The organism is Pseudomonas sp. TE3644 (assembly GCF_056278815.1).
The window spans coordinates 3,572,781-3,597,517 of the sequence record NZ_JBWBQF010000001.1; the positions used below are offsets into that span (position 1 = coordinate 3,572,781).

Sequence of the window (24,737 nt, forward strand, 5' to 3'; positions counted from 1 at the left end):
TCACACCTGCGCCGGTACGAAGCGATGATCGATGGCGCCAAACACGCTGGCGCCGTCCAGGCCGAAGATTTCAAAGCGCAGGCGGTCGCCGAACTTGAGGAACGGCGTCTTCGCCTCGCCCTGCTCGATGGTCTCCACCGCGCGGCGCTCGGCCAGGCAGGCGGAGCCGGTGACGTTGTAATCGCGGTTGGAGAAGGTACCCGAGCCCAGCACCGTACCGGCACCCAGCTTGCGGGTGCGAGCCAGGTGCATCACCAGTTCCGGGAAGCTGAAGTCCATTTCAGCGCCATTGGGCTCGCCGAAGCGCTGGCCGTTGCACTGCACGTGCATGGGCAGCTTGACCCGCCCTTCGCTCCACGCCGGCCCAAGTTCGTCCGGGGTGACGGCCACCGGCGCAAACACCGTGCTGGGCTTGGCGCGCAGCGGGCCGAAGCCGATGCTCACTTCCTTGAACAGGTGCGCCCGCAGGCTGACGTCGTTGAGCAGCATCAGCAGCTTGATATGCCCTGCCGCCTGGGCAGGCTGAACGCCCATGGGCACGTCATCCAGCACCACGGCGACCTCCCCTTCGAAATCGATCTGATGCTCTTCACCGGGTACCGGGTAATCGTCGCAGGCGCCGAGAAAATCATCGCCCGCGCCCTGGTAGATAATAGGCACGCCAGGGTCTTTCTTGATGTCCAGATTGTACGCCCGCTCCATCAGCATGCCGTGGTTGAGGAACGACGAAGCGTCGGCCCACTGATAAGCGCGTGGCAGCGGCGCCATGGCTTCACGCGGCTCGAAATCGAAGGACTGGGCGGCATGGCCGGTGTTCAATGCGGCCGACAGTTGCTGCAGCAATGGCTCGCAGCGCGTCCAGTCTTCAATGGCCGCCTGCAGCGTGGCGGCAATGCCCGACGCCAGCACGGCGCGGCGCAGATCACGGGATACCACGACCAGGCGGCCGTCGCGGCTGCCATCCTTGAGGGTGGCCAGTTTCATAGGGAGGCTCCTTGTTCGGCCCACAAGGCCGGGTATTGGATGAGTTCCAGCAGGTTGCCGCTGTTGTCACGCAGAAAGCCCATGGGCGTGCCGTCGATGACGTTCTCGAAGACAATGTCGGCGCCCTTGGCGCGCAGTGCGGCGAAGGCGGCCGGGGCGTCCTGCACGGCGAAGCACAGGTGCTTGTGGCCGTGGGTCTGCAAGTCCAGGTGCGGCTCGCGGCGGTCGGCTGGCAGCGGCTTGGCCTGCTCCAGCTGGAACAGCTCCAGGCGGTAGTCGCCGCTGCGGATGAACGCGATGTGCGCCGGTATCTGCTCGATGAAGGCGCGGCTTTCCAGCTCGAAGCCGAGCATGGTCCGGTACCAGTCGATGGACGCGTCCAGGCTGGGCACGCTGATGCCGCCGTGGTGTGGTTTGATCGCAAACATGGGGTGCCCTCCTCAGCTCAGCGGCCGCCCGCCATCCACAGGGATGACGGCGCCCGTGGTAAAGGTCAGTTGCGTGGCCAGGGCCAGCACCGCGCGCGCCACTTCGGCCGGCAGCGCCAGGCGCCCCAGGGGCGTGCGCGCGGCTTGCTCGTCGCGCCAGTCCTGGGCCAGGCCCTGGACGAACTCGGTATCGGCCAGCCCCGGCGCCACCGACACCACCCGCACCTGGGGCGCCAGGGCGCGGGCCAGGGACTGGGTGAGGTTGTCGACCGCCGCCTTCGAGGCGCAATAGGCGATGTTGCTGCCCATGGCCGTGCGCGCCGCGATGGAACTGATGTTCACCACCAGGCCGTCGCCGCTGGCCTTGAGCAGCGGCGCCAAGGCCCGCACGCAGGCAATCGGGCCGCGCACGTTGGTGGCCAGGATGCTGTCGATCAAGTCGTCATCCAGGCCGTCGAGGTCGGCGTGGGCGACGAAGCGCGTGGTACCGGCGCAGTTGATCAGCAGGTCGCAGCGGCCGTAGTGACCCTGCACCGTTGCCGCCAAGGCTATCAAGGCTGCGCTGTCGGTGACCGGCGCGGCCACCGCCAGATGATCCTCGCCGGGCAGCTCGGCGACCAGCGCCTGGGCCGCCTCGGCGCTGCGGTTGTAGCCAGCCACCACCCGCGCCCCAGCCTGGGCCAGGGCGGCGCAGATCGCCCCGCCCAGCCCGCCGGTGGCGCCGGTGACCACCGCCACCTTGCCTTCCAGGGGCGTCATCACAGGGCCTGCTTCAGGCGACGAACACGGATGTCGGCCTGTTCCTTGTGCCCGGAGAAATGCTCCAGGGCGCACAGCCGCGAGCACACCTCGCCGATGGCCACGCTGGCCTCATCGGTGAGCACGCGCTGGTAGGTGTGGGTCTTGATGAACTTGCCCACCCACAGCCCGCCGGTGTAGCGGCCGGCGCCCATGGTGGGCAGGGTGTGGTTGGTGCCGATCACCTTGTCGCCGTAGGAGACGTTGGTGCGGTGGCCCAGGAACAGCCCGCCGTAGTGGGTCATGCGCGCCAGGAACCAGTCCGGGTCGCGGGTCATCACCTGCACGTGCTCGGAGCAGATGCGCTCGGATTCGGCGAGCATTTCCTCGTCGGTGTCGCACAGGATGATCTCGCCATAGTCGCGCCAGGCCACGCTGGCAATCGGCGCGGTGTCCAGGCGGGCCAGCACTTTCTCGATGGCGGCCGGCAGTTCTTCGGCGATACGCGTGCTGGTGGTGACGCAGAACGCGGGCGACGTGGGACCGTGCTCGGCCTGGCCCAGCAGGTCCACGGCCACCAGTTCGGCGTCCACCGTGTCGTCGCAGATCACCATGGTTTCGGTAGGGCCGGCGAACAGGTCAATACCCACGCGGCCGTACAGTTGGCGCTTGGCTTCGGCCACGTAGGCGTTGCCCGGGCCGACGATCATGTCCACCGGGGCGATGTGTTCAGTGCCCAGGGCCATGGCGGCGACGCCCTGCACGCCACCCATCACGTAGATCTCGTCGGCGCCGGCCAGGGCCATGGCGGCGATGATCTCCGGGGACGGCCTGCCATCGAATGGCGGTGCGCAGGCGATCACCCGCTTCACGCCGGCCACCTTGGCGGTCAGCACGCTCATGTGCGCCGAGGCCAGCAGCGGGTACTTGCCGCCGGGGATGTAGCAGCCCACCGAGTTGACCGGGATGTTCTTGTGGCCCAGCACCACGCCGGGCAGCGTCTCCACTTCCACGTCGCGCATCGACAGCAACTGAATCTGGGCGAAGCGGCGGATCTGCGCCTGGGCAAACTTGATGTCCTCGATGGCCTGGGGCGACAGGCTGTCGATGCAGCCCTGAATCTCCTCGGCACTCAGGCGCAGGCTGGCCGGGTTCCAGCGGTCGAACTTCTCGGAGTACTCGCGCACCGCCGCTTCACCGCGCTGCTCGATGGCCTTGATGATCTGCTCCACGGTGTCACGCACCTGGGCGTTGAGTTCGGCCTTTTGCTCGGCGGGTTTGCCTTTCTTGAGATGACGAATCATGGTCTATTCCTTGTTCTTGTAGAGGGGTTCAGCGCCAGTGGATCAGCGGCTGGCCAGCCACAGGGGCCTGGAAAAACGGGATGCGCGTGCCTTGCAGGCTGCCCAGGTACACGGTCTTGAGGTCGACGCCGCCAAAGGTCAGGCTGGCCATCCACGGTGCCAGGGTGCCGTGGGCCGCCTGCATGATGGGCGGGGTCAGGGTCTTGGCCTGGTAGTGGCGGTTGAGCTCGGCGGTGGCGGCCGGGTTGCTGTCGTCCAGCAGGGTCAGCACCTCACCGTCCGGGGTCAGGGCGATGAGCTTGTCGGTCATCACCAGGGTCACCCACAGGTTGCCGAAGCTGTCGAAGGCAAAGCCGTCGGGGAAGCCTTCCAGCTCCGCCGGGCCGAACACCTCGCGGTCGCTGAGCGAGCCGTCGGCGTTGAGGCGCAGGCGCGAAATGCGGCGTACGTTGCTTTCCACCACGTACAGCCATTCTTCGTTGTCGTCGAAGCGGATCTCGTTGGTGCCACCGAAGCCTTCGGCGACGATGCGCAGGCCCTGCTCGTCGATCACGCCGATGTAGCCGTCCAGCACGCCGGAATTGATCGAGTCAGTCCAAGGCTGCATCGTGGTGGTCACGGTGAACCAGATACGGCCCTTGCTATCGCGCAGCGGGAAGTTGGTCTTGCCCAGGGGCTTGCCGTCCAGCTGGTCGAACAGCACCTGGATGTTGCCTTGGCGGTCGAGCTTCTCGATGCGGTCCAGGCCCCAGTTGCAGATGATGAAGTCGCCCTGCTCGGTCAGCGCCAGGCCGTTGGGCAACGAGGCGCCCTGGGACTGCACGTAGCGCGATTCGAACGAGGCTTCCTGTGCTGCCGCCTGCTTGGGGGCCAACAAGGTTTGCTGACCGTCAGCGGCGATGTGCATTACCCCGCCCCGGGCGTCGGCGGCCCACAGGCTGCCGTCGGGCTGAGCGATGATGCATTCGGGGCGTTGCAAGTCGTGGCCGATGAAGCCGATGGCGTCGCGGTCGACCTGCCAGCCTTTCAAAGGATTGTTGTTCATCCGTAGTGATCCTTGCTCAGATGGGTTGGGCGACGACGTTGATCATCTGCGCCATCAGGCCGGTGAAATCGGCGTCCGGGGTGGGCCGTTGCTCCCACTCGCCGATCTGCACCGAGCCTTCGTTGATGAACTTGCAGCGCTCGAAGCGGCGCGCCATGAAGCCGTCCAACACTTGCGCAAGACTCAACTGCGCAGTGCCGCACAGCTCGCCCAGCACCACCGCGTCCTCCACCGCCTGGGCGGCGCCCTGGCCCATGTGCGGGGTGGTGGCGTGGGCGGCGTCGCCGATCAGCAACACCCGGCCGCGGTACCAGGGCGCGGGCATCAGCAGGGCTTCGAGGGGGCGGTACACCACCTGACTGCTGTCAGTAATCTGCTCGCGCAGCTCGGGCACCAGGCCGCCGTAGCCTTCCAGGCGCTTGCGGAACTCGGCCGCCAGGGTGCCAGGGTCGAAGAACGGGTTGCCCGGCTCCTCGAACACCGACAGCACGTACAGGCTGTCTTCGGTCAGCGGCGTATAACCGGCCTTGCCGCCTGGCTTGCCTTCGAACATGTGCGACCACAGCAAATCCTTGGGCCGCGGCAGGTTGTAGCGCCACACGCCCTGACCGGTGAAGCGCGGTGTGTACTGCTCGCCGAACACCGTGGTGCGCACTTTCGAGTACACGCCGTCGGCGCCCACCAGCAGGTCATAGTCGCCGCTGCTGCCGTCGGTGAAGCGCACCGAGACCTTGTCGGCGCTCTGCTCGATGTCGCTGAAGGTCAGGCCCAGGCGCAGGGTGGCGCCGCTGTCGGCCACCGCGTCCAGCAGCACCTTGTGCAGTGCCGGGCGGGTCAGGCCTAGGTTGGCCGGGTACTGTTTGCCGGCCAGCTGAGCACCGCTGAGCTCGGCCTTGACCTGGCCCTGCTGGTTGCAGATGCGCAGGCCCTTGTAAGGGAAACCGGCAGCCACCGCTGCGTCGGCGATGCCCAGCTGGGCCATGGCGCGGATGCAGTTGGCCTGCACCACAATGCCCACGTGGTACACCTTGGCCTGGGGGCTGATTTCGACGATATCGACCTCCACCCCGGCGTTGTGCAGGGCAATGGCGGCGCTCAGCCCACCGATGCCTGCGCCTACGATCAGCACTTTTGCGATGTCGCTCATCAAGCGTTCCTCGTTGCAACGAATCTTGCGGACGGCCACGCACGGGGAGGCCCGGCGCATGCCTGTGCAAACAGCGAAATGGGGGTCAGGGGGTGGGGGTATTCGGGGGGCGTGGCATGGGGTATCTCCGGCTTGTTCTTATTGTGTGCAGCGATGGGGTTACCTTAAACAGGCAGCGGGTATGCCGGAAATTGTTTGTTTGGATGTGAGGCATTTATGGGGTGGATGCCTGTAGCCGCTGCCGCCAGGCTGCGCTGGCCCGCCAATACACTGAACATCTTCAGGGTTCACACCGGCCAGCGCAGCCTGGCGGCAGCGGCTACGGGGTTGCGTGCATGGGGAAATGATCGGCGGCAGCAGGTACGGCGACGCACTTTGTGGGACCGGGCGAAGCTCGGGAAGCAGACGACGCGGTATTGGCGGCCAGCCCCTTCCCGAGCTTCGCCCGGTCCCACAGGGTCAGTTTCAGCGAGTTGGACCTCGCGGTTCAGCGCTGGGTGGTGGTTTGCTCTGCCGCCCATGGCGAGCCGCTGCCTGTGGGCTGGATATGCAGGTAGCGCTGCACCCCGACAATGGTGTTGCCATTGAACTTGGTCATCTCCGCCACCGCCATGCTCGCCGGCAAGGTCCGAATCACCGGCACCTGCGGCGCGCCTTTGACGCTGTTGGGGTCACGCACTTTCTGCGGCAGGCGCTCGAAGCCTGCCGACATGGCCAACGGCACGAACGTGGACTCCAACCCCGGGGTGATGAAGCTGCCGTACACCTGCCCCGGCACAATCCCCAGACTCACCGACACACCCTGCTCCTGGTCGACGATCACCCGCGCGCGCGGATCCCCCGGACGGTCCGGCGCCGTGCACGGCACCGATACACCACCCGCCACCTTGCGCTGGGACAGGTCATCGGCCGGCATGATCGCCTTCAGGGCTTCAGGGTCTTCCACCACCCGCCCGCCCATCTCCACCAATTCACAGCGCGGATCACCGCCCGGCGAGCCCAGCGAGCTGTCCAGCACAGTAGCGCCCAGATGGCTCAGCTGTTCGCGACTGGGGCGCTGTGCGGCCGGCAACGGCGTGGTCCAGGCGCTGGGCAAATGCTCCAGGCCCTTGGGGTCGAACACCTGCCCCGAGTCGCCCTTGGAGCGGCTGACGTACAGTTCCAGTTCGGTCAAGCGCCGGTCTTCAACCTTCAGGCGGCCGAAGAACACCGCCGAGGACGGCCCTTCCAGCAACTCGGCCACCACGAAGATCTGCCCGGTGGCCGGGTCCACCACATACTGGCCCATGCCCGGCTGGCGGAAGTCGGTCACGGTGCGCCACAAGCTGCTCATGCCCGGCGCCGACGGCGCGCCGTTTTCGGTAAAGGCGTACCAGCGCGCCAACGGCAAATGCTGACTGCTTTTGTCTTTCATCGACTGCAGCACCTGGGTGGAAATGTCCACCAGGCACTGCCGGTCACAGGGCTGCGCGGCCCAGGCGCCCTGGCTCAGCAGTAGCGCGGCAGCCAGACAGGTTTTCTTCAGGTTGCGAACTTCCATGCGGGTATTTCCTTGTGAGGTGGATCGGATCAGGGATGGGCGTTGCCAAACGACACCGCCAGAATCGCCCCCACCAGCCAGCCACTGCGCGGCAAGTTGGCAGAGTCGCTGGTCATCGAGCTGTCGGGGTTGCCGATGTACTCGATGGCCGGTTGCAATTCCAGGTAGCGCCCCAGGCTGAGCGTGGTGCTCAACTCCAGGCGGTATTCATCGGGCGAGGTCATCTGGCTGCTGCCGCCCAACAGCACCCGGCGGTCGCGCTGGGCCAGCAGGGTCGAGTGGTTGATGCGGGCATACATCGCCTTGACCTCCAGCTGGTCGACCCCGAACCAAGGGCCGCCGACGCCCCAGGGTTTCTCCAGGGTGGCGCCTGCGGTAATGCCCCAATCCACCGGTTTGGCGTCATCGAAGCTGTGCGCCACGGTGCCGAACAGCGCCAGGTTGCGGGGGTGCTCGGTAGGCGTGGCGGCGGGCTTGCCGGTGTCCGACCAGACGGTCTTGCGCAGTTTCATCACCACGCCGTTAGCGCCACGGTGGGTACTGGCGGTGTCCGTGGTAGTTACAGTAGAGGTGCCGTTGACCGACCAGTACGGGTCGGTGATGGCGGTGTCGGCGTGGTAGAAATGCAGTTGGTAATCTTCGGGGTAGGCGCGGTTGGCAAAGTCGGTGCGGTAGCCCAGCCCGGCCACAAAAAAGGTCCCGGTGCCGTGATCCGACGCCAGGGCATCCCAGCCCTTCTGACGAACTAACGCGCTGTAGTCGCGCAGCTGCTGCGCCCCGCCTTCCAGTGCCCATTCGGGGCTCAGGTTGTAGCGCACCCGCCCGCCCAGGGTACCGGTGCTGGCGTCCGGTACCCCACCGTCCCACTTCACCACCGCATCGGTGCAAAGAAAATCCAGGCCGCAATTGGGCCGGAAGAAATAACGCTGCAGGTTGAGCTTGCCCACCTCGATATTCAGCCGGTCATCCCACAGGGTCTGCTCCCAGGTGAGCAGCGACAGCCACGGGTTGCCGGTGTCATGGGCCGGGTACTGGTCGCCGCCCAGGTAACTGCTGGCGTAGTGGCCGAAGTCGCCGGTCACCTGCCGTGGGTACGTCAGGGGGAACACCACACCTTCGATGTGCACCTTGGCCTTGGGCAGGTCGAACAGCTTGGCCAAGTCCAGGTCCACGGCATTGATGAAAATCAATTGCCCGCCGACATGGCCAGGCCGGGCGCCGGTGCTGATGTTATTGAATACGGCGCCGATCATCAGGCCGTTATATTCAACGCCGGCGTCGTACAGTTGTTTTGCCCAACTTTTGTGGTTCTCGGCCGGTGGTACGGTCAACGTATGTTGAACCCAGTCTTTGTTGTAGTAAGGATAATCAGTGAGCAAATCCTGTTTATTCAACTCGTCAGCCTGTGCGGTCATTGCAGACAGCACGGCGCTGCCGAGCAACCCGTAGAAGGATGCGCGCAAGGTCATGTTCAAGCCCCGTTATTGTTATTGTCGGGAAACCGAGTGCAGTGCTGTCAGCAGGCGGTGGCGCCGGCGTCCACGCGCAAATCGGTGGCGGTGACCCAGGCCGACTCGTCGCTGGCCAGGTACACCGCCGCCCAGCCGATGTCCTCGGGCCGGCCGATGCGCTGGGGCAGCAATTGATGATCCAGCGCCGCCTGGCGGAAGCAGGGATCAGCCGCCAGGTGTGCGCGGGTGGCGCTGGTTTCGATCAGCCCCGGGGAAATGCTGTTGGCGCGGATGCCGTAAGGCCCACCTTCCATGGCCAGTTGCCGGGTCATGGCCAGCACCCCGCCCTTGCCGGCGCAGTGGGCCAAAGCTGGCGAGCCCTTCAAGGCCATCCAGGCATTGGCCGAGGCGAAATTGATGATCGAGCCGCCGCCACGGGCCTTCAGCACTGGCCAGGCGGCCTGGCACAGCAAGAACACCAGATCCAGTTCGCCGGTCAGGGTTTTGCGCCAGTGCTGCTGGTAATCGAGCTCTTCGATCCAGGCAAAGGCGCCAAACGCGGCCGCATTGACGACGATATCGAAGCCGCCGTGCAGGCCGGTGGCGAATTCCACAAAGGCGCTGGCCTGGACCGGATCGGTGAGGTCGCAGGGCTCCAGGCTATCGATCTGCAAACCCTCCTGCGCGGCGGCAACCACGGTACGCCGCGCCGCTGCCGGGTCCAGATCGCAGCCCACGACACGGGCTCCCTGGCGCGCAAACATCAGCGCGCAACACTGGCCGATTCCACTGCCGATGCCAGTCACCAATGCCACTTTGGCGTGCAAGCGCGAGTTGGATAGTTGAGCGGTCATGGCACTTCCTGATTGTTATTGTTAGTCCGTGCCGGGACTATAGGGTTGTTGATTCAGCAGCGGAAATTGCAAGTTCGGATAACAGGCATTTGCCCGGCAAATATGCCGTCGTTATTCAAATATCCGTTTGTTATCAAACTCGACACAGTGTCGATATTCGCCCGTTTCTTTTGCTTTTGTATTCACAGGTCGCCACGCGGCAGGTATAACGGCAACAAATGCCTGCGCCCACAATCATAAGAAAAACGGAGCAACCACCATGCGTTTTCATGGTTTGGACCTCAACCTGCTGGTCGTCCTCGACATCCTGCTGGCCGAACAGAACATCACCCGCGCCGGCGAGCGCCTGCACCTCAGCCAGCCCGCCACCAGCGCCGCCCTCGCCCGCCTGCGCAGCTATTTCGATGACGATTTGCTGGTGCAGATCGGCCGCAAGATGGTGCGCACGCCCATGGGCGAAACCCTGGCCCAACCGGTGCGCGACCTGCTGATCCAGATGCGCGCCACCCTGGAGAACCGCGCGCAGTTCCAGCCGCACCTGTCCAGCCGCACGTTCACGCTGATGGCCTCGGATTACGTGGGCATGGTGCTGATGCCCGAGGTCAGCCGTCGCCTCAACGACATCGCGCCGCAGTGCGCCATCGAACTGTTTTCGCCCACCGATGAGGCGGCGCTGGAGATTGAGCGCGGGCATGTGGATTTTCTGCTGCTGCCCGATACCCATATCCTTGAACAGCACCCTTCTTCGGCGTTGTTCACGGACGAGTTCGTCTGCGTGGTGTGCCGCGACGCCGGGCCACAGACGCTGTCCTTCGACGACTACAAACACAACGGCCACGTGCTGGTGCGCTTCGGCACCGAGCACCGCGCGCCCACGGTCGACGACTGGTTCCTGCGCAGCTTCGATTTCGAGCGCAAGATGGAGGTCACCACCAACACCTTCAACAGCGTGCCGCCCTACCTGATCGGCACCCAGCGCATCGCCACCATGCACCGGCGCCTGGCCGAGCGCTGGGCGCGCTACTTGCCCCTGCGCATCCTGCCCACGCCCTGGGCGGCGCCGCAGATGACCATCAGTTTGCAGTGGAACAAATACCAGCAGCATGACCCGGGCCTGGCGTGGCTGCGCAACCTGATCATCGAAACCGCCACCCACCTCCCCTGACCGCCCCAACCGTAGCCGCTGCCGCAGGCTGCGCTGGCCCCGGAGTGCGCTGCAGATTTGCAGTGAAGCACAGGCCCAGCGCAGCCTGCGGCAGCGGCTACGATGGCGTATGCTGCCTGTCTGACTCATTGCAAGGGGAAGCACACACCATGACCACCCAAACCGAAACCGCGATCCTCGCCGGCGGCTGCTTCTGGGGCATGCAGGACCTGCTGCGCCGCTACCCCGGCGTGCTGTCCACCCGCGTCGGCTACACCGGCGGCGACGTGCCCAACGCCACCTACCGCAATCATGGGGATCATGCCGAAGCCATTGAGATCGTCTTTGACCCGGCGCGCATCAGCTATCGGCAGATACTGGAATTCTTCTTCCAGATCCATGACCCGACCACACCCAATCGTCAGGGTAACGACCGGGGGCCGAGCTATCGGTCGGCGATCTATTACCTCAACGAGCAGCAGCGCGATATTGCCGAAGACACCGAGGCGGATGTGAATGCCTCGGGGTTGTGGCCAGGGCGCGTGGTGACCGAGATTGAGCCGGCGGGGCCTTTTTGGGAGGCGGAGCCGGAGCATCAGGATTATCTGGAGCGGATACCGAATGGGTATACGTGCCACTTTATTCGGCCGAGCTGGAAGTTGCCGAAGCGGGGGTGATGCTCCGCCCCTTGTGGGACCGGGCGAAGCTCGGGGAGCGTACAACTGGATGATCCTGCAGGCCGCTCCCCGAGCTTCGCCCGGTCCCGCAGGGGGGATGAGCCGCTTCCTCCGCCGCTGCACGCCGCGCTGGCCGGATTGAATACTGGCAACTGGGCTTTCCGAACCGGGCAATGGGTTACACCGCTTTCTCAACAGCCTAGAGCACCGACGTGGAATGACCAGCACAAGGGTCCCCTATCAGGTAGCCCGTATACAGACAGCAGCAAGCTGCGACCCGTTGGAATGACAAGTGCCTATGTACCCGTTCTCGTAGACGACGACTGTGGAGAGAGGTGATCCACACCCACCCGGCGTATGCCCAATCCAGGCCCGGACTGTCCCAATCCCTGGGAGTGGGCGCTGGTAGTAGCGATAAAGCACTTCCAACTCTTGGTTGATCACCCTCGTCCCACCGTGAGATAGCATCCAAGCGACTGATCCTGGCTGATCCAATGGATCCATATGCACCAAAAACGTCCAAACATTATTCACCACCACCGAATACTGCGCCGAAACCCCCACCCGATCCGTCACCGTAATCACCGCCGTCCCATTCTTGAGCCCCACCACTTTGCCCTCGACACTGACACTGGCCACCGCCGCATTACTGCTGGCATAGGTATAGGGCGCCGTCCCGTTCTTACCGGTGCGCAAGTTCCAATTTCCGATAAAGTCCTCCCCCGTACGCGGCCAGTTCTCCTGTGCCCGTACCGCCAAGCCACTCAGAACCAAAGTCGAGGTATCTACCAACGGTTTGACTGTGTAGCTACGCGTTGCAAATGTGATTGCCTTCGCCTCGTCGCGTTCACCGTGCAGGTTGGCCTTGAACGTCAGGGTCAAGGCAGTGCCATCCTTCAGCCGCTTGATGTCGGCGATCGGCAACTCTGTGGTGTAGCTGCCCTGATCTATCCAGCCCTGATTAGCGGAGCCGCCGTTGGGCCAGTGATCTCTGAAATAGGGGCTGCCGTCGGCGTAAGTACCTGATATTTGCAGCCAGACCTTGTGAGTCACGTCGATAAACGGCCACACGCCAATTCGAACAGTCGCCGCCGCCATGGCGGAAACCATGGCATCAGTGCCCGCACCACTGTTGGTAGCCTCCTGAATCACCAGCAACGACAACGCAGTAGCCGGCAACGCCTGCAATGGCAATATCAGTGCCTGTCCAGCGCCAATCACCGCACCTCCACGGGATACCACATAACCCAGCTCTACCTGCTGGTTAAGGCTGAGGGCCAGCAACGCACGCGGCACGATGGCCCGGGCGTGGCTGATGGTCACGCTGGCCGGGATGTTAGTAGTGGTCCCATCACTGCGCTTCCACACCACCACTACCGAGTCCTGCACCTGCAGGCGTACATCGCTGATCTCCACCGTTGCGGTGTTTTCCTCGCGCACCGTACCGGGTTTGATCGGGCTCCACGGGTTGGCCAGACTCCCCGTCGCGTCACTTACATAAGCTTGCGGCCACGGCAGTTGCCCCGCCTCGCCAATGCTCAACGCCAACACCCGCGAACTGCCAAAAATAGCCCCATTGCGGCGCACGTCGTACCACACGTCCACGCCAAAATGGGTGTTGCCGAGCACGAATGGATCCTTGGCGATGGTCACCGCCAAATCACCGCTGCTGGGGAACGACGACACCGGATTGGTACTGGCGTCCGGCCGCCCGTGCCAATGCACCGTCACCTGATCACCTGGCTGCAACAACCCGTTGGCCTTGACCACTACCTGCAGGGTCGAGCCCAGTTGATCAGGATCGACCTGGCCATTGGCAAATACCGGCAGTGTCTCGGGCGCCGGCAAGGTATTGACCTGCCCCGTGACGCTGAGCGACAACTGGGGCGAGGCGTATTCCTGTCCATCCGCCGCAATCTTGTAGCTGACGTTCAGCGAACCACCGGCCAAAGCAGTGGCCAGGTTTTTCGGCACTTGGAAACTGATGGGCACGCCCACCTGGGACGGCGCCTGAATAGAGCGCGTAAACATCTCGTAGATACTGCCGCCCGTGGCGGTTACGCCATCCCACACCAATTTCACAGTCTGTCCCACCGCCATGAACGCATAGGCCGGCACGATCACTTCCTGGGTAGCGCCCACAATGGCGTCAGGGTTGTACTGCGGCCCATCCACACCGGTCAGACGGGGCGCCGCCAATGTGGCCGGTTGGCCGACAACGCTGACCGTGGCACGGGCCGAGCGGCGGCCGTTGACGTCGTAGTACACCGATGCGGTGCTGCCCACCAACGCCGCGGCCTGGGCATTGGGCACGTAAAGCGTCAGCCGCGTGGCTGCCTGGAGAATCTCGAACGGCAACGTGAAGGTCACTCGCGGCCCCAGCACCGGCTGGCCCGTCCAGGTGAGCACGCCCTGGTCACCCACGACGAGGTTGCCATTGACCGGCACCCAGATGGACACGTCGGCGCCGTCCAGCGCATCCACATCCAGCACATCAAAATCATCCGCTTCCCGCACGCTAGGCGCGTGCAACGAGCCCGGTGCTTCGACGTCAGTGTGGGCGGACAAACTGAACAGCGACCAATTTTTCACCGTGTCGCGGATATCGTAGGTGACGGTCAGGCCAAGGCCGGGGTTGCGCGAGATGACGTCGGCGGTGACCGTGATGTTCAGCGCCATGCCTGGTGTATTGGCTTCAGCCGCCGTGACTACGTGAGGCACCGGCACACTGCTCCAATACAGTGTAATCACGTCATGCTCAGCGATATTGGGGTAACGGGCGATACCCACGCTAATGTCCCGCGCATTGCTGGCATCGATCATGCTGGGGATGCCGGTCGGTGCCGGCAGGTTCTCGTTGACGTAAGGCGTGGACGGGTCTGGATCAGGGTTACCCGGCACAGTGATCTTGACCAGAAACGGAGGCACCTCGAAGGAGGACCGCTCGTCCGCGCCGAGCAAACCGATATGGTGATAATGCACGTGCGCCAACCCACCGGTGGGGATCTCCCGGGGCATGACCTTGAACACCGTTTGCCCCACGTCGATATCATCCGCGCTGATAGGTTGCGAGCCCACCACCGTGTCATTCCAGAACAGATTGAGGGTGTCGCCCGGGTACATATCCGGCTGCAACACCACCTGCACCACCACCGGTATTTGCGGGTCGCGCAGATCGTTCCAGTTAAGGCCGTCGTGCACGGCCAGTTGCGGGATCACCGGCGCCGGCAAGGTGGCAGGGATGCCGCCGTGGCGGCTCAGGTGCGTGGTGTGCTCCTGGGTGAGGATGAGGCGGCGCACGGCCTGGGTGAGCGTGGTCATGGTGGGCGATTCCAGAGGTGGAAAAGCCCGAGGTTAGGCCGGTGAGCAAGGGCTGTAACCTGTTAGAACTGACAGGTACCCCTACCTGTAGCATTGCCTGCATCGCGACTAAAGTCGGCTCCTACACCGCCCGTGGTAGGAGCCGGCCTTGGCCGCGATGCAGACGCCACCGTGCTACGGCGCCGGTTGCGGGGTGGCGGCTACCGCGTCCACCAGGGCCTTGGCGCTTTCCACCAGGTGCAATACCGACCACAGCAGGCCGGAGTGGCCCAGGCCGATGTCAGTCAGTTCGTAGGTGGTTTCGTAGGCGCCCTTGAGCAGCAATGAGGCGTGGGCCAGGGCGTCATCGGCGCGGATGCCTTCGGTGATGCAGAACAGGGGGTGGTCGTCGGCGTCGCGGATGCCGAAGGGGTGGCTGTGTTGGGTGCGTAGGTGATCGGTAACGTCGTCTTGCGGAGAATCGGGTATCAATGTGTTCATCATCTATTCCTGTTCAATTGGCCCCCGCCAACCGCTGCTAAACGGATGATGGGTGGCAGCTATACGCGGGTTAGCAGACCGAGGAATCAGGAACCCGGCGCATCCGAGGATGCCCCACGTAGAGCCGCCATTGAGCCAGCCATCAGACGCACCTAGTGCATCCGCTGACCGTGAACCGGCGCCTGTTCGATGAATCCATCGAGTCTGCTAAAACCCGACCGCTGCAATGACAGCGGCGAACGGAGGGTAATACCAGCCATGGAAACCGAACAAGCGCGGAAACACCGGGGGGCATTATTTCAGAAGCGTCCTACAAAAGCCCATGGCATAGAAGGCAAATGTTGGCGGGTTTGACGTTAACGCACCCTCGTAGCCGCTGCCGAAGGCTGCGCTGGCCGGTGTGAACCCTCAACATTTCCAGCGAGGCACAGGGCCAGCGCAGCCTGGCGGCAGCGGCTACGGGGTTGTGGTGAACGTCACCCGGTCAGGGTAGAAGGCTACATGGCCTTCAATACCGGCCACCGCCGGGTAGGGTTTTTCATAGCTCCACACCGCGTTTTCACTGACCTGCTCGCCCGCCACCAGGCTGAAATAGCTGGCCTGGCCCTTGTAAGGGCAGTAACTGGAATGGGCCATGCGGCGGAAATGGGCCTGGACGATATCTGTACGCGGTATGTAATACACCTCAGAGTAATGCGCTTCCTTGAGCGCCAGGGCGTGCTGGGTGCGGGCGATGGTGACGCCGTGGAATTGCACCAGCAGCCCGCCGGCAAGCGGGCTGACGCTGATGGGGTGGTCGGCAGATGGCTGTTTCATGGCGGCGCCTCGACGCGCGGGAGTCCAGAAACAAGCGTAGCCGCTGCCGCAGGCTGCGCTGGCCTGCGTGTACGCTCGAAATTTCCAGTGAGGCACAGGGCCAGCGCAGCCTGGCGGCAGCGGCTACGGGATTGTGGTGCTGCGCTCAGGGCGTGTCGTACGCCACCCGCGCCGCCTCGATCACCGGCGCCTGCTGCTCCAGCCACCCCACCAACCCCTCAAGCCTGCCCACCAACTCCATCCCCAACGGCGTCAACCGGTACTCCACCTGCGGCGGTATGGTCGCAATCACCGTGCGCTGCACCATCCCATCGCGCTCAAACGCCCGCAGTTTCAACGTGAGGATACGCTGCGACAACTCACTGTCTGCCATGGCATTCACCTCGCGCTGCAACTCGGTAAAGCGCAGCATGCCGTGCCGCAGTATCAGCAACAACAACGGGCTCCAGCGGTCGCCCAGCCGTGCCAGGGTTTCGCGAATCGGCCCCTGGGGGTCGTTGCCGTTGTGTTGTACGCGGGTGCGCAGTTGGTCCAGGGCCTGGCGTTGTGCATCGTCGTTCACGCTGTGTTCCTTGTTATGGGCGGGGGTACGCACCTGCAGGTAACCGACCCACATAAAAGTGCGATCTTCCGCGCGCAGCGCACCTGCTCCTATCATCGCCCCGACAGCCATTCGAGCTGACTGACAAGAACAACAATGACGCGGAAGGTCCCCATGAATCACTACGATGTCGTCGCCATCGGCGGCGGGCACAATGGCCTGGTGGCCGCGGCCTACCTGGCCAAGGCCGGCAAGAAAGTCCTGGTGCTGGAGCGCAAGGGCTACGTGGGCGGCGGCGTGACGACGCGCCAGCTTAACACGCCCGGTTTCTGGCACGACGAGCACTCCAGCGTGCACATCATGATCCAGGGCAACCCCATGATCACCCAGGATGAGCTGGGCCTGTTCAAGCATTTTGGCCTCAAGTACAACTACTCCGACATCCCCCACGCCACGGTCTTCGAAGACGGCAGTGCGCTGATCACTTACCGCGACCTGGACAAGGCCTGCGAGTCAATCGCCAGCGTGTCGCCGCGCGACGCCGAGACCTACCGGCGCCTGGCAACCAAGGCCATGGGCCTGCTGCCGATGTTCCTCTCCGGCTTCTACTCGCCGCCCCTGCCCATGGGCGCCATGGTGGCCATGCTGGACCAGAGCCTGGAAGGCCGCGAGCTGTTCGACGCCATGCAGCGCAGCACGCTGGACATCATCGACCATTTGTTCGAGCACGATAAGGTCAAGATCCACCTGTTGCGGGTGATCGCCGAGAACCTGCAGATGCCCGACGAACTGGGCACCGGCATGGGCGTGTACGCCTTTGTCGGCATCATGCACAGCCACGGCGTGTCGCAGCCGGTGGGCGGCAGCGGCAAGCTGTCGGAGTCGCTGGCGCGCTGCATCGAGCATTACGGCGGCGAGATCCGCGTCAACAGTGAGGTGCGCAAGGTGATCGTCAGCGACGGCCGCGCGGCGGGCGTGGAACTGAGCGACGGCGAGCGCATTCTGGCCCGCGATGCGGTGATTGGCGCGCTGCACCCGCACGTGATCAGCCGCTTTGTCGAAGGCCTGGACGCCGGCGTGGTGCAACGCGCCGAGCGTGCCAGCCTGGCGCCGTTCAGCCTGTTTGTCAGCCACTACGATTTGCACAACAAGGCCGAGTTCTACGCCGGCCCCGAGGTGGGCCGCGCGACCATGCTGACCATGATGAGCAGCGACCGCCTGGGTGACATGCTCGACGACTTCGACGAGCTGCGCCGTGGCCGCGTGTCCAGGCGCAGGCTGGTGGCGGGCGGTGATGAAAGCATCAATGACCCCACCCGCGTGCCGGCTGGCAAGGGCATGTTCCATGGCATGACCTTCGCCCCCTATAACCTGGCCGAAGGCGGCGGTGCGCGCTGGGATGAATACAAGGAGGAGTTCGGCGACCTGAGCCTGCAGGCCTACCGCAAGTTCGTGAAAAACCTGACCCCGGACAACATCATTGCCCGCACCCTGTGCTCGCCGCTGGACCTTGAGCGCAGCTCGCCCAACTCCATGGTCAAGGGCGATGTGCACGGCGTGGCGCCCTACTTCTATCAGAACTTCGCCCACCGCCCTACCCCCGACCTGGGCCGCCTGAGCGTGCCGGGGCTGGACAACCTGTACCTGGTGGGGCCGTTCATGCACCCCGGTGGCGGCGTGTTTGGTGCGGGGCGTGGCACGGCCATCAAGATGTTCGATGACCTGGGGATGGATTTTGAACGCGTGACGAGGAACGGATGATGAAGATTTTTGGCAGCGACAACAGTGAACTGATGGCTGTGAGTGCGATTGAGCGCAGCGGTGATGAGCTGGTGCTCAAGGGGAAGATTTTCGGGGCGATGCCGATGATTGCCAAGGTGCGCCCGGAGGAAGCGCGCGCGGCCCTCAAGCTGCTGGACTTCAGGACGGTGGTGTTTTTGGTGAGCCTGCTGTTCCGCCCCACGGTAAAAAAACCACGCCGCTGAAGCCCTCGTAGCCGCTGCCGCCAGGCTGCGCTGGCCCGCATCAACACCGGACATTTGCAGTGAGGCTGATAGCCAGCGCAGCCTGACGGCAGCGGCTACGGGTGTTACACCAAACGCGAGCCCTGCACCTGTGCCGCCAGGGCATCCAGGCCAGCCAACGCATCAGCCTCCAGCTTCAGCGTCGCCGCGTGCAGATTCTCCTCCAACTGCCCCCGGCGCCGCGTGCCCGGGATCGGCACCACCGTCAACCCATGCACCTGCGCCCGCTGGTGCACCCAGGCCAACGCCACCTGCGCCGCCGTTACGCCCAATTGCTGCGCCAAGGCCGTCACCTGGGTCACCAACTGGCGATTGTGCTCCCCCGCCGCCCCACTGAACTGCGGCAGAAACCCACGCAAATCACCCTCGGCACCCGACAGCCCAGCCCCCGTCAGCAGGCCCCGGCCCAACGGCGAATAGGGCACCAAGGCTACACCCAGCTGTGCCGCCATTGGCACCACCTGCGCTTCCACATCGCGGGCAAACAACGACCATTCGCTCTGCACGGCACTGATGGGGTGGATGCGGTGCGCCTGCTGCAATTCATCCGCCGTGACTTCGCTCAGGCCCAAGTAACGCACTTTGCCCGCCTTCACCAGCTCGGCCATGGCGCCGATGGAATCAGCCAAGGGCACCTCTTGCACACGGCGGTGCAGGTAATACACGTCCAGCTCGTCCACGCCCAGGCGCCGCAACGACTCCTCCACGGCGCGGCGAATGTACTCGGGGCGGTTGTCGAGGGTAAACGACTGGCCATCCGCTGCGCGCACAAAACCGACTTTGCTGGCAATCACCACCTCCTCGCGGCGCTTGCGAATCACCTCGCCAATCAAGCGCTCGTTGTCGCCGCTGCCATACATGTCGGCGGTGTCGATCAGGGTGGCGCCACGGTCCAGGGCCTGCTCAAGCGTAGCCAGGGATTCGCCGCGGTCGCTGACGCCATAGAACTCGCTCATGCCCATGCAGCCCAGCCCTTGCACGCCCACGCGCGGGCCGTGCTGGCCCAGGGTGGTGGTGGCGATGGGGTCGTGTCGGCTCATGCCGGTCATCCTTTGAAGGTGAGAGGGCCACCACGATAAAGCCGTTATGATCATGCGACTAGATGGCCTCGGCTATGCTGGGCTTTTGCGGAGCCTGCCCATGAGTGACCTCGAACGCCTGATCACGCTGATGGCCGAACGCCGGTTCGTGGTGCTGACCGGCGCCGGCATCAGCACGCCGTCGGGCATCCCCGACTACCGCGACAGCGAGGGTGTGCGCCGGGGACGGGCGCCGATGATGTATCAGGAATTCCTCAGCGGTGCCGCCTTGCGCCAACGCTACTGGGCGCGCGCCATGCTCGGTTGGCCGAAGGTGCGCCAGGCGCAGGCCAATGTCGCGCATCAGGCAGTGGCGGATTTGCAGGCGCGCGGGTGTATTGACGGGCTGATCACCCAGAACGTCGACGGCTTGCACGATCAGGCCGGCAGCACCGGCGTGGTGGAGTTGCACGGCAACCTGCACCGGGTGCTGTGCCTGGACTGCGGGCAGCGGCTGGCGCGTGATGAGGTGCAGGCGGTGATGGTGGCGCAGAACCCTTATCTGGCCGGTGTGGATGCCACCCAGGCGCCGGATGGTGATACGTTGCTGGACCCGCATTTCGAAGCGCGCTTCAAGGTGCCGGTGTGCCCGCATTGTCACGGGCAGCGGTTGAAGCCGGACGTGGTGTTTTTTGGCGAAAACGTGGCGGCGCCCACGGCCGAACGGGCGATGAGCCTGGCCAATCAGGCGCAAGGGTTGCTGGTGGTGGGCTCGTCGCTGATGGCCTACTCGGCGTTCCGCCTGTGCCGCGCGGTGGCCGAACGCGGGCAACCGGTGGTGGCGATCAACCTGGGCAAGACCCGGGGCGATGACCTGCTGAGCTTCAAGCTGGCCCTGCCCTGCGACGAATGCCTGCCGCGTGTAGCCGCTGCCGCCAGGCTGCGCGCCCTGTAGCAGCTGCCGAAGGCTGCGTCAGGTACAACGCGGTATGCCAGACATAACGCGGCGCCTGTGACGCGACCTGACGGCCGCTGCTACAGTGTCTTACTCCTTTGATCAGCGGAGCAGCCCCCATGACCTCGATCGCCATTGTTTTCTTCAGCGGCTACGGCCATACCGCCAAACAGGCCGAGGCGGTGCATGCCGGCGCAGCCGCAGCGCCCGGCGCGCAGGCCACGCTCTATCAGATCGACGCCAACGGCGACCTCAGCGACGCCGCCTGGGAAGCCATCAGCGCCGCCGACGCCATCATCTACGGCAGCCCCACCTACATGGGCGGCCCGGCGTGGCAGTTCAAGAAGTTCGCCGACACCTCGTCCAAACCCTGGTTCAGCCAGGCGTGGAAAAACAAGGTGGCCGCCGGTTTTACCAATTCGGCGTCGGTGAACGGCGACAAGTTCTCCACCATCACGTACTTCTGGACCCTGTCGCAACAGCACGGCCAGGTGTGGATCGGCACCGGCCTGATGCCGGCCAACACCAAGGCCCATGGCCCCGACGATATCAACTGGACCGCAGGGTTTGCCGGGGCGCTGGCGGTGTCGCCTTCCGACGCATCGCCCGACGAAGCCCCGCGCAAGGGCGACCTGGAAACCGCCAAGCTGCTGGGCAAGCGCGTGGCCGAGTACACTGCGCGCCTGAAGGACTGAGCGGCATCGCACGGTGGCTGAAACTTCTCGGCCACCGCGCAGGTCTTGATCATGACGCCCTCCACATCCCGTTGAGGCCCTGCCAGCGAGCAGACCTTGGACAGCCATTCTTCCCGTCGTAACGGTGTCGCGCTGGATGCGCTGAACTTCTTCCTGGCTGACGTACGCGATGGCCTGGGGCCTTACTTGTCGATCTACCTGCTGGCGGTGCACCAGTGGACGCCCGCGCAGATCGGCTGGGTGATGACCCTGGCCGGCCTGGCGGCGCTCGTGGCACAGACCCCGGCCGGCGCGCTGATCGACAGCACCCATGGCAAGCGGGCGGTGGTTGCACTGGCCGCGTTGCTGGTCACCGGCAGTTGCCTGGTGCTGCCGTGGACATCGTCGTTTACCTGGGTGGCCATGACTCAGTCGCTCAGCGCCGTGGCTTCATCGGTGTTCGCCCCGGCCATCGCCGCCATCTCCCTGGGCATCACCGGCAACCGCGCCTTTACCCGCCGCACCGGGCGCAACGAGAGTTTCAACCACGCCGGCAATGCCGTGGCCGCCTTGCTGGCCGGCGGCCTGGCGTTCTGGCTGGGGCCAACGGCGGTGTTCTACCTGATGGCGGTCATGGCCCTGGCCAGCGTGGTGGCCGTGTGGCGGGTGGACCCACGGGCGATCGACCACCAACTGGCCCGCGGCCTTGGCCAGGACAAGGCGCACCACGCCGCGCCACCGTCCGCCATCAGCGTGCTGACCGGCAACCGGCCGCTGTTGCTGCTGGCGCTGTGCTGCGCGCTGTTCCACCTGGCCAACGCGGCGATGCTGCCCCTGGTCAGCCAGAAGCTGTCGCTGCAGGACCTGACCCTGGCCACGCCGCTGACCTCGGCGTGCATCATCGCCGCGCAGCTGGTGATGGTGCCCATGGCCTGGCTGGTGGGCGCCCGCGCCGACCGTTGGGGGCGCAAGCCGCTGCTGCTGGCCGGGTTCCTGATACTGCCGCTGCGCGGGGTGCTGTACACGCTGTCGGATGACCCGTACTGGCTGGTGGCGATCCAGATGCTCGACGGCATTGGCGCCGGGCTGTTTGGCGCGCTGCTGCCACTGATGGTCAAGGACCTGACCCAGGGCAGCGGCCACTTCAATGTCAGCCTGGGCGCAGTGACCACGGCCTTCGGCCTGGGCGCGGCGCTCAGTGGCAGCCTGGCCGGGACAGTGGTGCAGGCGGCAGGCTACACTGCGGGGTTCCTGACCCTGGCCGGCGTGGCGGTGGTTGCCGTGTTGCTGCTGTGGTTGAAAATGCCGGAAACCCTGCCCCCCTCCCTTGCCCGAGCCGACTGAATGCCGTTCACCGCCAGCCAACTTGTGATCTGGGGCATCGCCCTGCTTGCCACCCTCGGTATCCTGCTGCGCCCCTGGCGCTCGCCCGAGTACGCCTGGGCCGCTGGCGCCGCCGTACTGTTGACCGTCACCGGCCTGGTGCCCTGGCCTGCCGCGCTGGCGGCCGTGGCCCAGGGCGGCGATGTGTACCTGTTTTTGGTGGGCATGATGGTGCTGGCCGAACTGGCGCGGCAGAAAGGCCTGTTCGACTGGCTGGCGATGGTCGCGGCCGGGCATGCCAATGGCTCGGGGCAGCGGCTCTTCGACCTGGTGTTTTTGGTCGGCACGCTGGTGACGATCCTGCTGTCCAACGACGCCACCGCCGTGGTGCTGACCCCTGCGGTGTACGCAGCCGCCCGTGCGGCGCGGGCCGAGCCGCTGCCCTATGTGTTCGTCTGCGCGTTCATCGCCAATGCGGCCAGCTTTGTGTTGCCGATTTCCAACCCGGCCAACCTGGTGGTGTTCGGCAGCCATATGCCGCCGTTGCTGACCTGGCTCAAGCACTTCACCCTGCCGTCGCTAGCGGCGATTGGGGTGACGTATGCCGTGCTGCGCTTTACCCAGCGCGAGGCGCTGCGCCAGCCCTTGAGTCGTGACTTCAACACACAGCCGCTGCCCACCAGCGCGCGCCTGACCGCCTGGGGCATTGGTTTGACCGCCGTGGTGTTGCTGCTGGCCTCGGCGCTGGATGTGCAGTTAGGGCTGCCGACCTTTTGCGCGGGGCTGGCGACGGTGATTGGCGTGCACCTGCTTGAGCGCGCCAGCCCGCTGCCGGTGCTGCGCCATGTGGCGTGGGGGGTGTTGCCGCTGGTGGCGGGATTGTTCGTGCTGGTGGCCGGGCTGACCCAGACCGGGCTGACCACGCGCCTGGCCCATGGGCTGGCGGACCTGGCCGCGCAGTCGCCGGCGCAGGCCAGTTGGCTGGGCGGGCTGGTGATCGGGGTGGCCAGCAACCTGATCAACAACCTGCCGGCGGGGCTGATTGCCGGGTCCATGAACCAGATCGCGCCGCTGCCGACGCAGACTACGGCGGCGTTGTTGATTGGTGTGGACCTGGGGCCGAATCTGTCGGTGACCGGGTCGCTGGCGACGTTGTTGTGGTTGATTGCGGTGCGGCGCGAGGGGGGGCATGTCAGTGCGTTGGGCTTTCTGAAGCTGGGGGCGCTGGTGATGACGCCAGCGCTGTTGGCGGCGCTGGCGTTGTTGACGGCGGTCAACCTGTAACCAAAATCGCGTCGCCCGCATCGCGGCCAACCACGGACGGCGTAGGAGCCGGCCTTGGCCGCGATGCAGGCGACGCGGTCCCCGGTCAATGACCGGCTTTCATCGCCGCCACCAGCTTGTCGACGTTGTAATGGAACATCTTCGCGTACGTGGAAGCCGGACCATCCGCCGGGCTCAGGGCCTCCACATACAACTCCCCACCCGGCTGCGCACCGGTAGCCCCGGCGATCTGCTTCACCAACCGCGGGTCGCCCGAGTTCTCGAAGAAATACGCACTGACGTGCTCCTGCTTGATCTGCCGAATCAGCTTCGACACATCGGCCGCCGAGGCTTCGTTTTCAGTGGAAAAGCCCAGCGGCGACAAGAACGTCACGCCATAGGCATCACCAAAATAACCAAAGGCATCGTGGGAGGTCAGCACCTTGCGCTGGGCTTCGGGGATGCTGTGGATCTCGCTGCGCGCGTAGCGGTCCAGCGCCTGCAACTGGTCAATGTAACGGTCGCCATTGGCCTGAAAGTCGGCGGCGTCGGCCGGATCGGCTTTTTTCAGCGCATCGACGATGTTACGCACATACACCACGCCATTGGCCGCGCTGTTCCAGGCGTGCGGGTCGGTGATCTGCTGGCCGTCCTCTTCCATGCTGCGGGTCTTGATGCCCGTGGACAGCACCACCGGCGTGCCCTGGTAGCCGGAGGCCGTGATCAGCCGGTCCATCCAGCCTTCCAGGTGCAGGCCACTGACGAAAGTGATGTCGGCGTGGCGCAGGGCCTGGGCATCGGCCGGGGTCGGTTCGTACACATGGGGGTCGCCGTTTGGGCCGATCAGCGAGGTCACGTGCACGTGGTTGCCGCCCACGGTCTGCACCATGTCGGCGATCACGGTGAACGAAGCCACGGCCTCCAGTGGCTTGGCCAAGGCCTGGGCGCTGAAGGCGGACAGGGACAGCACGGCAGCGGCGGCCGCCAGGGAGTTGCGTTTCATGGTGAT

Annotated in this window: 23 protein-coding genes; 8 read left to right on the forward strand and 15 right to left on the reverse strand. The window is 64.8% G+C overall.

Annotated features, from left to right (window positions below):
* The 9 genes from ACZ9GA_RS15575 to ACZ9GA_RS15615 all read right to left on the reverse strand — a co-directional run bounded on the left by ACZ9GA_RS15575 (position 1) and on the right by ACZ9GA_RS15615 (position 9,491).
* On the reverse strand, positions 1-984 hold the full coding sequence (locus ACZ9GA_RS15575; protein ID WP_455924616.1) for a fumarylacetoacetate hydrolase family protein: 984 nt from the start codon (positions 982-984) through the stop codon (positions 1-3).
* On the reverse strand, positions 981-1,412 hold the full coding sequence (locus ACZ9GA_RS15580; RefSeq protein ID WP_457361829.1) for a VOC family protein: 432 nt from the start codon (positions 1,410-1,412) through the stop codon (positions 981-983). Before ACZ9GA_RS15580 ends, ACZ9GA_RS15575 begins: the two co-directional genes overlap by 4 nt.
* Before the next feature lie 12 nt (positions 1,413-1,424).
* A complete protein-coding gene (locus tag ACZ9GA_RS15585) occupies positions 1,425-2,171 on the reverse strand; it encodes an SDR family NAD(P)-dependent oxidoreductase (protein ID WP_457361828.1) in 747 nt (248 codons plus the stop codon).
* Entirely contained in the window at positions 2,171-3,454 is a 1,284-nt protein-coding gene (gene hisD / locus ACZ9GA_RS15590) for a histidinol dehydrogenase (RefSeq protein WP_457361827.1), read from the reverse strand. Before hisD ends, ACZ9GA_RS15585 begins: the two co-directional genes overlap by 1 nt.
* Positions 3,455-3,482: 28 nt before the next feature.
* On the reverse strand, positions 3,483-4,499 hold the full coding sequence (locus tag ACZ9GA_RS15595) for an SMP-30/gluconolactonase/LRE family protein (RefSeq protein WP_457361826.1): 1,017 nt from the start codon (positions 4,497-4,499) through the stop codon (positions 3,483-3,485).
* A 16-nt stretch (positions 4,500-4,515) separates the two neighbouring features.
* The gene (locus tag ACZ9GA_RS15600; RefSeq protein ID WP_457361825.1) at positions 4,516-5,646 is read right to left on the reverse strand and encodes an FAD-dependent oxidoreductase; all 1,131 of its coding nucleotides are present in this window, start codon (positions 5,644-5,646) and stop codon (positions 4,516-4,518) included.
* Between the two features lie 487 nt (positions 5,647-6,133).
* On the reverse strand, positions 6,134-7,186 hold the full coding sequence (locus ACZ9GA_RS15605) for a hypothetical protein (protein ID WP_457361824.1): 1,053 nt from the start codon (positions 7,184-7,186) through the stop codon (positions 6,134-6,136).
* Positions 7,187-7,215: 29 nt separating this feature from the next.
* Positions 7,216-8,655: a carbohydrate porin gene (locus ACZ9GA_RS15610; protein WP_457361823.1), complete on the reverse strand. Its 1,440-nt coding sequence runs from the start codon at positions 8,653-8,655 to the stop codon at positions 7,216-7,218.
* Positions 8,656-8,702: 47 nt separating this feature from the next.
* Positions 8,703-9,491, reverse strand: a complete 789-nt coding sequence (locus ACZ9GA_RS15615) for an SDR family NAD(P)-dependent oxidoreductase (RefSeq protein ID WP_457361822.1) — start codon at positions 9,489-9,491, stop codon at positions 8,703-8,705.
* 259 nt (positions 9,492-9,750) lie between these two features.
* Between ACZ9GA_RS15615 and ACZ9GA_RS15620 the strand changes: the two genes are divergently transcribed.
* On the forward strand, positions 9,751-10,656 hold the full coding sequence (locus ACZ9GA_RS15620) for a LysR family transcriptional regulator (RefSeq protein ID WP_457361821.1): 906 nt from the start codon (positions 9,751-9,753) through the stop codon (positions 10,654-10,656).
* Positions 10,657-10,805: 149 nt separating this feature from the next.
* The gene (gene msrA / locus ACZ9GA_RS15625; RefSeq protein ID WP_455924608.1) at positions 10,806-11,312 is read left to right on the forward strand and encodes a peptide-methionine (S)-S-oxide reductase MsrA; all 507 of its coding nucleotides are present in this window, start codon (positions 10,806-10,808) and stop codon (positions 11,310-11,312) included.
* 240 nt (positions 11,313-11,552) lie between these two features.
* On the opposite strand, the gene ACZ9GA_RS15630 is transcribed toward msrA, so the two are convergent.
* From ACZ9GA_RS15630 to ACZ9GA_RS15645, 4 genes are all read right to left on the reverse strand, one after another.
* Positions 11,553-14,633, reverse strand: a complete 3,081-nt coding sequence (locus ACZ9GA_RS15630; protein ID WP_457361820.1) for an Ig-like domain-containing protein — start codon at positions 14,631-14,633, stop codon at positions 11,553-11,555.
* A 174-nt stretch (positions 14,634-14,807) separates the two neighbouring features.
* Positions 14,808-15,113 (reverse strand): DUF3077 domain-containing protein, encoded by a 306-nt coding sequence (locus ACZ9GA_RS15635; RefSeq protein ID WP_457361819.1) that lies wholly within the window; start codon positions 15,111-15,113, stop codon positions 14,808-14,810.
* 456 nt (positions 15,114-15,569) lie between these two features.
* Positions 15,570-15,929, reverse strand: coding sequence for a DUF427 domain-containing protein (locus tag ACZ9GA_RS15640; RefSeq protein WP_457361818.1), 360 nt, complete (start codon positions 15,927-15,929; stop codon positions 15,570-15,572).
* Positions 15,930-16,074: 145 nt separating this feature from the next.
* Positions 16,075-16,491: a winged helix-turn-helix transcriptional regulator gene (locus ACZ9GA_RS15645; RefSeq protein ID WP_457361817.1), complete on the reverse strand. Its 417-nt coding sequence runs from the start codon at positions 16,489-16,491 to the stop codon at positions 16,075-16,077.
* A 135-nt stretch (positions 16,492-16,626) separates the two neighbouring features.
* Between ACZ9GA_RS15645 and ACZ9GA_RS15650 the strand changes: the two genes are divergently transcribed.
* The gene (locus tag ACZ9GA_RS15650) at positions 16,627-18,231 is read left to right on the forward strand and encodes a phytoene desaturase family protein (protein WP_457361816.1); all 1,605 of its coding nucleotides are present in this window, start codon (positions 16,627-16,629) and stop codon (positions 18,229-18,231) included.
* Positions 18,228-18,455 carry a hypothetical protein gene (locus ACZ9GA_RS15655; protein WP_457361815.1) on the forward strand — a complete coding sequence of 76 codons (228 nt, stop codon included), beginning with the start codon at positions 18,228-18,230 and terminating at the stop codon, positions 18,453-18,455. Before ACZ9GA_RS15650 ends, ACZ9GA_RS15655 begins: the two co-directional genes overlap by 4 nt.
* A gap of 104 nt (positions 18,456-18,559) precedes the next feature.
* On the opposite strand, the gene ACZ9GA_RS15660 is transcribed toward ACZ9GA_RS15655, so the two are convergent.
* A complete protein-coding gene (locus ACZ9GA_RS15660; RefSeq protein ID WP_457361814.1) occupies positions 18,560-19,534 on the reverse strand; it encodes an aldo/keto reductase in 975 nt (324 codons plus the stop codon).
* Between the two features lie 100 nt (positions 19,535-19,634).
* Here ACZ9GA_RS15660 and ACZ9GA_RS15665 point away from each other — a divergent pair, with 100 nt between their 5' ends.
* The 4 genes from ACZ9GA_RS15665 (at position 19,635) to ACZ9GA_RS15680 (ending at position 23,749) form a co-directional block, all read left to right on the forward strand.
* A complete protein-coding gene (locus ACZ9GA_RS15665) occupies positions 19,635-20,468 on the forward strand; it encodes an NAD-dependent protein deacetylase (RefSeq protein WP_457361813.1) in 834 nt (277 codons plus the stop codon).
* A gap of 119 nt (positions 20,469-20,587) precedes the next feature.
* Positions 20,588-21,163 carry a flavodoxin family protein gene (locus ACZ9GA_RS15670; RefSeq protein WP_457361812.1) on the forward strand — a complete coding sequence of 192 codons (576 nt, stop codon included), beginning with the start codon at positions 20,588-20,590 and terminating at the stop codon, positions 21,161-21,163.
* A gap of 96 nt (positions 21,164-21,259) precedes the next feature.
* A complete protein-coding gene (locus ACZ9GA_RS15675) occupies positions 21,260-22,486 on the forward strand; it encodes an MFS transporter (RefSeq protein ID WP_457361811.1) in 1,227 nt (408 codons plus the stop codon).
* On the forward strand, positions 22,487-23,749 hold the full coding sequence (locus ACZ9GA_RS15680; RefSeq protein WP_457361810.1) for an arsenic transporter: 1,263 nt from the start codon (positions 22,487-22,489) through the stop codon (positions 23,747-23,749).
* 85 nt (positions 23,750-23,834) lie between these two features.
* Here the strand turns inward: ACZ9GA_RS15680 and ACZ9GA_RS15685 are convergent, their stop codons facing one another.
* Positions 23,835-24,731 (reverse strand): metal ABC transporter substrate-binding protein, encoded by an 897-nt coding sequence (locus ACZ9GA_RS15685; protein ID WP_457361809.1) that lies wholly within the window; start codon positions 24,729-24,731, stop codon positions 23,835-23,837.
* Between the last annotated feature and the right edge of the window lie 6 nt (positions 24,732-24,737).

Excerpts from the sequence above, each read along its gene's own strand:
- hisD (WP_457361827.1), bottom strand. The coding sequence starts at position 3,454 with ATGATTCGTCATCTCAAGAAAGGCAAACCCGCCGAGCAAAAGGCCGAA.
- ACZ9GA_RS15660 (WP_457361814.1), bottom strand. The coding sequence starts at position 19,534 with ATGAGCCGACACGACCCCATCGCCACCACCACCCTGGGCCAGCACGGC.
- ACZ9GA_RS15680 (WP_457361810.1), top strand. The coding sequence starts at position 22,487 with ATGCCGTTCACCGCCAGCCAACTTGTGATCTGGGGCATCGCCCTGCTT.
- ACZ9GA_RS15595 (WP_457361826.1), bottom strand. The coding sequence starts at position 4,499 with ATGAACAACAATCCTTTGAAAGGCTGGCAGGTCGACCGCGACGCCATC.
- ACZ9GA_RS15630 (WP_457361820.1), bottom strand. The coding sequence starts at position 14,633 with ATGACCACGCTCACCCAGGCCGTGCGCCGCCTCATCCTCACCCAGGAG.
- ACZ9GA_RS15650 (WP_457361816.1), top strand. The coding sequence starts at position 16,627 with ATGACGCGGAAGGTCCCCATGAATCACTACGATGTCGTCGCCATCGGC.
- ACZ9GA_RS15635 (WP_457361819.1), bottom strand. The coding sequence starts at position 15,113 with ATGAACACATTGATACCCGATTCTCCGCAAGACGACGTTACCGATCAC.
- ACZ9GA_RS15575 (WP_455924616.1), bottom strand. The coding sequence starts at position 984 with ATGAAACTGGCCACCCTCAAGGATGGCAGCCGCGACGGCCGCCTGGTC.
- ACZ9GA_RS15585 (WP_457361828.1), bottom strand. The coding sequence starts at position 2,171 with ATGACGCCCCTGGAAGGCAAGGTGGCGGTGGTCACCGGCGCCACCGGC.
- ACZ9GA_RS15615 (WP_457361822.1), bottom strand. The coding sequence starts at position 9,491 with ATGACCGCTCAACTATCCAACTCGCGCTTGCACGCCAAAGTGGCATTG.
- ACZ9GA_RS15670 (WP_457361812.1), top strand. The coding sequence starts at position 20,588 with ATGACCTCGATCGCCATTGTTTTCTTCAGCGGCTACGGCCATACCGCC.
- ACZ9GA_RS15685 (WP_457361809.1), bottom strand. The coding sequence starts at position 24,731 with ATGAAACGCAACTCCCTGGCGGCCGCCGCTGCCGTGCTGTCCCTGTCC.
- ACZ9GA_RS15605 (WP_457361824.1), bottom strand. The coding sequence starts at position 7,186 with ATGGAAGTTCGCAACCTGAAGAAAACCTGTCTGGCTGCCGCGCTACTG.
- ACZ9GA_RS15640 (WP_457361818.1), bottom strand. The coding sequence starts at position 15,929 with ATGAAACAGCCATCTGCCGACCACCCCATCAGCGTCAGCCCGCTTGCC.
- ACZ9GA_RS15580 (WP_457361829.1), bottom strand. The coding sequence starts at position 1,412 with ATGTTTGCGATCAAACCACACCACGGCGGCATCAGCGTGCCCAGCCTG.
- ACZ9GA_RS15600 (WP_457361825.1), bottom strand. The coding sequence starts at position 5,646 with ATGAGCGACATCGCAAAAGTGCTGATCGTAGGCGCAGGCATCGGTGGG.
- ACZ9GA_RS15610 (WP_457361823.1), bottom strand. The coding sequence starts at position 8,655 with ATGACCTTGCGCGCATCCTTCTACGGGTTGCTCGGCAGCGCCGTGCTG.
- ACZ9GA_RS15655 (WP_457361815.1), top strand. The coding sequence starts at position 18,228 with ATGATGAAGATTTTTGGCAGCGACAACAGTGAACTGATGGCTGTGAGT.
- ACZ9GA_RS15620 (WP_457361821.1), top strand. The coding sequence starts at position 9,751 with ATGCGTTTTCATGGTTTGGACCTCAACCTGCTGGTCGTCCTCGACATC.
- ACZ9GA_RS15665 (WP_457361813.1), top strand. The coding sequence starts at position 19,635 with ATGAGTGACCTCGAACGCCTGATCACGCTGATGGCCGAACGCCGGTTC.
- msrA (WP_455924608.1), top strand. The coding sequence starts at position 10,806 with ATGACCACCCAAACCGAAACCGCGATCCTCGCCGGCGGCTGCTTCTGG.